We start from the raw sequence: 4,817 nt of genomic DNA, 5'->3' as shown, positions 1-4,817 counted from the left end.
TGCCGCAGAGCACGAATAAGAAAAGGAATACACTCTATTAGCCGCAATGGTGAGGGTAGAGTCTGGCCTGTGAACAGTCGAAGACAGGGCAAATGGGAGGGATTGACATGGGGCCGCATAAGAAAAAGACCCCCGCCGGAAGCGGGGGTCCTTGCACTCATCGGGGAAGGGCTAGAAGGTGTAGCCTACGGAGACGCCGGAAGCCCAGGTGGTGCCGTTCACGAACTCCACGTTCCAGGCCGGGCCCACCGGATTCGGGATGCCGACGCCCTTGCGTTCCTTGGTGGTGATGTACATGCCGGCGATGTCCACGGTCCAGTTATCCCAGTTGAAGCCGAGGCCGCCGGAGAAAAGGCGGCGGTCGTTGGCCGGGAGCATGAACGAGGCATGGCCCGCGCGGGTCGGGGTCTGGTCGTAGACGTAGCCGCCGCGCAGGGACATCCAGTCAGTGACGTGGTACTCGGCGCCGAGCTGGAACCGCCAGGTGTTCTTGTAGTAAAGATTGTCGCTGGTATTGATGACGCCGCTGTAGTCCATGGAATCCACGGAGTCCCAGCGGGTGTGAACGATATCGAACTCGAAGGTCCAGTCCTCGTTGGGCTGATAGGCCACGCCGAGGGTGTAGCTGCCGGGCAGGGTCGCCTTGATGTGCTGGTCGCTGGTGGTGCTGGTGCCGCCCAGATCGTACTGGCCGGAGCCGGTGGTGTTGATCTTCATGGGCGCTCGCCAGATCAGGCCCGCGGACCACTGATCGCTGAAATCATAGTGCAGGGCCACATTGCCGCCCACGGCATAGCCCTCGGTGCTGGCGCTGACGATCTTGTCGCCGCCAAAGGGAACCGTCTTCTGGAGCTTGATGGAGCCGCGCAACGCCTCGACGCCGATAGCCATGGAAAAGTTGTCGGTGAACTTGAAGGCCATGGTCGGGGTGACGGAGGTGGACTCCAGGTCGACGTACTGGAGGCCGGCCTTGGCGATCCAGTTCTTGTCGTACTCGGTGCCGAGGCCGAAACGGGTGAACATGCCGACGCCGAACCAGACCTTGTCGTTGGATTCCATCTGGTGAACGTAATAGGCATGGGGCACGGCGAAAATGTTCGCCTTGGTCTTGTTCTTGTCCCCGTTGACCTTCACGGTGGTCTGGGGAGAAATGAAGACCACGCCGCCCAGCACCCGATCGCCCGACAACTTGGTCATCAGCGCGGGGTTGGTGGCCACGACCGAGGCGTCGACGCCCTGGGCGTAACCGGTGGTGCCCATGGCCAGACCACGGTTGCTCCACTCATACAGGGCGAATCCGCCCGCCTGGACGCTTGGGACCGAAGCCGCGAGACACAAAAAAAGACCGATAAGCACCGGCGCGAAAATACGTTTCATCCTTCCCCCTTGGCGGCCGCCACCGATTCCGCGATGACGGTCTTGTCCGATGCGACAGCCTTTTGCCAGAGGCCCCCTGGCCGTCCGCACCGAGAACTCGTTACATTTGCACAAACTGGCGAGTTATAACCAAGCCATGCGATTTTGTAAATACAGCGGCTTCAAATTTGCTATTAAAACAGATGTTTGAAAGGCCGTCGCGACCGATTCCCCGCGCGCGGCACGGATCTGGCAGCGCTACCGGGACAGGAAAAACCTTCCTCTTGCGGAGCGCGGGCATGATTCCCAAACTGGACATCAAGGAAAAGCACTTTCACGGACTGCTGGCCGTGGGCGGCCTGGCGGGCATCGTGGAGGGGTCCCTCCGCTACGGATTCACCCTGCACACGGTCTTTCCCGGCATGGCCCTGACGCTGGTCTCCGCCTTCCTGGGCGCGTTCTGCGGCTTTTTCCTCAAGGACCTGCTGCGCTGCTCGCAGGGCCTTGCTCCCTACCGGGGCGTGAACCACGACGGCTGGATGATGGGCGCGTTCATGGGCAGCTTCCTGGGCGCCCTGGTCCAGGTGGCCAACAGCGCGAACGAGGCCAACCTGATCGTCGGCGCCATGGCCGGGGCCTTCCTCGGAGCCATGGCCGGGGCCTTCCCCGACGAGTTCGTCACCCCCATCCTGGAGCTCATGCGCAACGAAAAGTCTACTGCCCCCGCACAGGGAAAGCACTCTCCCGCAAAATGAAAAAGACCCCGGCGAACCTGCCGGGGTCTTCAATTTCGTCTGTCCGTCAGGCCGGATGCCTAGCGCATCTCCACCCAGATGACCGCGCCCATCTCCAGCTCGCGCCCCTTGTAGGGCTGGGAGTCGGTGTTCAGGCCGGCGAAGCCCCACCACCCCTTCCAGGGGCAGGCGAAGGTGAACACGCCGTTGCCGTCGGCGACGACTTCCTGCGTGACCATGCGCTCGTTGGGAGCGGTCCGCTTGCCGTCCTTGTTGTAGAACTCCACTTCCACGCGGGTATAGGGGGCCGGCTTGCCGTCCAGCATGACGATACCCTGGAAGACGTTGCCCGCGTAGTTGCCGAAAGGCCGGGTGAGCGGCACGATCTCGGTCTTGAGCCCAAGGGGCTTGTTCCACTCCTCGCCCTCGCCGTAGGCGTCGATGACAACCTTGGTGATGTGGCGGATGTAGTTGTTCTCCGCGTCCTCCTTGTAGGGGACCGGGTCGAAGACAAAGACGTACAGGCCGGGCCGCTTGGCGGTGAAGGAGGCCTTCCACGCCGAATGGTCCATCACCTTCGCCGGAGTCAGGGCGCCGAGCAGGTCGGTCTTCTGGTCGTTGTCCTGCACCACGAAGAACTGGGCGGGCTTCTCCAGCTCCATGCCCACCCCTTCAAACGGATGGGAGAACGAAAGGGTCAGGTTCACCGTCCGTTGCTCCTGGGTCAGTTCGTCCGTATCCGGGATCATCATCCCGAAATGCGCGCTGGCGGCCGACGCCATGAACAGCAGCAGGGCTCCGGCCAACACCATGATTCTCGATTTCATCACTTCCTCCCACCTTGAACAGTTGAATATGAAACAGCGTTTCGTAACCAATGAGGGGATACTAATACTTCAAAGGTGGCACCGGTCAAGTAAAAAAAAATTGTTGTGACACGGCGGAACGCGCCCCGGCTATGCCCCGTCGTCACTGACCCGCCAATGCCGGGCCAGGCCTACGCCCGTGACGTTGTGCCACAGGCTGAAGAGCGCGCCGGGCAGCGCGCTGCCAGCCCCGAAGTACTTGACCGCCAAGGCCACGCCCAGGCCGGAGTTTTGCATGCCCACCTCGATGGCCACGGTCCGGGCGTCGCGCCGGGAGCAGCGCAGCATCCGGGCCACTCCGTATCCGGCCACGAGCCCCAGCCCGTTGTGCAGGACCACGGCCAGGAGGACGAGCGCCGGAAAGGTGAGCAGCATCTCCTGGTTGAGCCCCATGATGCAGGCTATGAGCAGCGCGATGACGAGGATGGACAGGGAGGGAAAGAAGCGCACCACCGGGTCAAGCCGGCGACGGAACAGTCGGCGCAGGATCAGGCCGTCCACCATGGGGAAAACCACGATCCAGAATACCGAGCGGACCATGGCCCAGAAGTCCATGGAGACCTCGCGCTCCAGCACCAGGTAGATGATGGCCGGGGTCAGGATCGGAGCCAGGCAGGTGGAGGCCAGGGTCATGGTCACGGACAGGGGCACGTTGCCCCGCGCCAGGTAGGTGATGACGTTGGAGGCCGTGCCGCCGGGGCAGGCGCCGACCACGACCATGCCGATCACCGCCTCGGGCGGCAGGCCGAGGACAAAGGAGATGGACACGGCCAGCACGGGCATGACCAAATATTGCAGGGCCACGCCCAGCCCCACCAGGGGCCACTTGGCCAGGACCTCGCGGAAGTCGCCGAATTCGAGGGTCAGCCCCATGCCGAACATGATGATGCCGAGCCCCATGGGGATATGCGGCTTGATCCAGGTGAACCACGCTGGATGGACCAGGGCCGCCAACGAGAGCAGCACGGAGAGCGTGATGAAATGTTTCTCGATCAGCCGGGGCAGAAACGCAAGGGACATGGGCGAGCCTTGGCCCAAAAATCGCCTCCTGTCAATGCGGCGGGCTGGAAAAGCCTCCCCGCTTCGTCATATGAGGAGTTGACGAACCGGCCCAAAGCGCTGTAGGAAGTCCTTTCCCAAGTGGAGGGAAGCCGGGCGGCGGTTGCGCCGAGAACCCCGTCAGGTCCGAAAGGAAGCAGCGGTATTGGTTGCCATCGGGTGTCCGGTTTCCACTCAAAGGCGCGTTTCCCAAGAAACGCGCCTTTTTCATTTCCTCTACTTCACCCTGCCTCAGGCAGACGGCGGGCCCTGCTCTTGTCGAAAACCGGGTTCCCGTCCGCCATGGGGTCTTCTGGATGTCCAGGGCTCATGGAGCCGCCGAATCAGCGCGGGGCCAGAGGTTCCCTGGCCGTGTCCCGCCACGGCGCACGAGAAGGCGCCGCCCCTTGTGGATGCCGAAGTCCCTGTCCGCGTTGCCGATCAGAGCCATCTCCGGGAAGTCGAGCCCCGCCCCATGAACTTGCCATCGATGTCCGGCGCGGCGTGACGATGAGCATGATGGAGTGTGGCATGGCCAGAGTGGCGGCCTCGGCCTTCTCCGCTGCATCAGCCGACATTCTTGCGGTCAAACGGCGTGCCGGCCATCTCCGGGATGGAGACGATGGCGTCCACGGACACGCCCGCTACATGCAGCCCTGTCCGGGGAACAAGACGGATACGGAACGGGCATGACGATGCGGGGAAGCTACGACAAGGCCTGGTCATGGAGCCCCCCCCGCATTGTGAGCCCCCATCCTCGATGGCTGCTGTCACCCGTTACGCATCTGGCTACCGGAACGGGTGAAAGCCTGTCGACGACGCC

The 4,817-nt window shown here is 62.8% G+C and carries 4 protein-coding genes and 1 other RNA gene; 2 read left to right on the top strand and 3 right to left on the bottom strand.

What is annotated here, in order from left to right; translation table 11 throughout:
- Nucleotides 1-171: 171 nt before the first annotated feature.
- Nucleotides 172-1,377 carry an outer membrane protein transport protein gene (locus PHP91_RS17025; RefSeq protein WP_300143654.1) on the bottom strand — a complete coding sequence of 402 codons (1,206 nt, stop codon included), beginning with the start codon at nt 1,375-1,377 and terminating at the stop codon, nt 172-174.
- A gap of 278 nt (nt 1,378-1,655) precedes the next feature.
- Here PHP91_RS17025 and PHP91_RS17020 point away from each other — a divergent pair, with 278 nt between their 5' ends.
- A complete protein-coding gene (locus PHP91_RS17020) occupies nt 1,656-2,111 on the top strand; it encodes a hypothetical protein (protein WP_300143651.1) in 456 nt (151 codons plus the stop codon).
- Between the two features lie 59 nt (nt 2,112-2,170).
- Here the strand turns inward: PHP91_RS17020 and PHP91_RS17015 are convergent, their stop codons facing one another.
- Together PHP91_RS17015 and PHP91_RS17010 are read right to left on the bottom strand one after the other, a co-directional pair.
- Nucleotides 2,171-2,917 carry a DUF4198 domain-containing protein gene (locus PHP91_RS17015; RefSeq protein WP_300143648.1) on the bottom strand — a complete coding sequence of 249 codons (747 nt, stop codon included), beginning with the start codon at nt 2,915-2,917 and terminating at the stop codon, nt 2,171-2,173.
- 129 nt (nt 2,918-3,046) lie between these two features.
- The gene (locus PHP91_RS17010; RefSeq protein ID WP_300143645.1) at nt 3,047-3,976 is read right to left on the bottom strand and encodes a bile acid:sodium symporter family protein; all 930 of its coding nucleotides are present in this window, start codon (nt 3,974-3,976) and stop codon (nt 3,047-3,049) included.
- 123 nt (nt 3,977-4,099) lie between these two features.
- On the opposite strand from PHP91_RS17010, the gene ffs reads away from it, so the two are divergent.
- An RNA gene (gene ffs, locus PHP91_RS17005) (signal recognition particle sRNA small type) lies at nt 4,100-4,193 on the top strand.
- The last annotated feature ends 624 nt before the right edge of the window (nt 4,194-4,817 follow it).

It is taken from the genome of Pseudodesulfovibrio sp., assembly GCF_028692895.1.
Classification (GTDB): domain Bacteria; phylum Desulfobacterota; class Desulfovibrionia; order Desulfovibrionales; family Desulfovibrionaceae; genus Pseudodesulfovibrio.
The sequence above is the reverse complement of the archived record's forward strand: the minus strand, read 5'-3'. Positions and strand labels throughout refer to the sequence as shown.

Excerpts from the sequence above, each read along its gene's own strand:
- PHP91_RS17025 (WP_300143654.1), bottom strand. The coding sequence starts at position 1,377 with ATGAAACGTATTTTCGCGCCGGTGCTTATCGGTCTTTTTTTGTGTCTC.
- PHP91_RS17020 (WP_300143651.1), top strand. The coding sequence starts at position 1,656 with ATGATTCCCAAACTGGACATCAAGGAAAAGCACTTTCACGGACTGCTG.
- PHP91_RS17015 (WP_300143648.1), bottom strand. The coding sequence starts at position 2,917 with ATGAAATCGAGAATCATGGTGTTGGCCGGAGCCCTGCTGCTGTTCATG.
- PHP91_RS17010 (WP_300143645.1), bottom strand. The coding sequence starts at position 3,976 with ATGTCCCTTGCGTTTCTGCCCCGGCTGATCGAGAAACATTTCATCACG.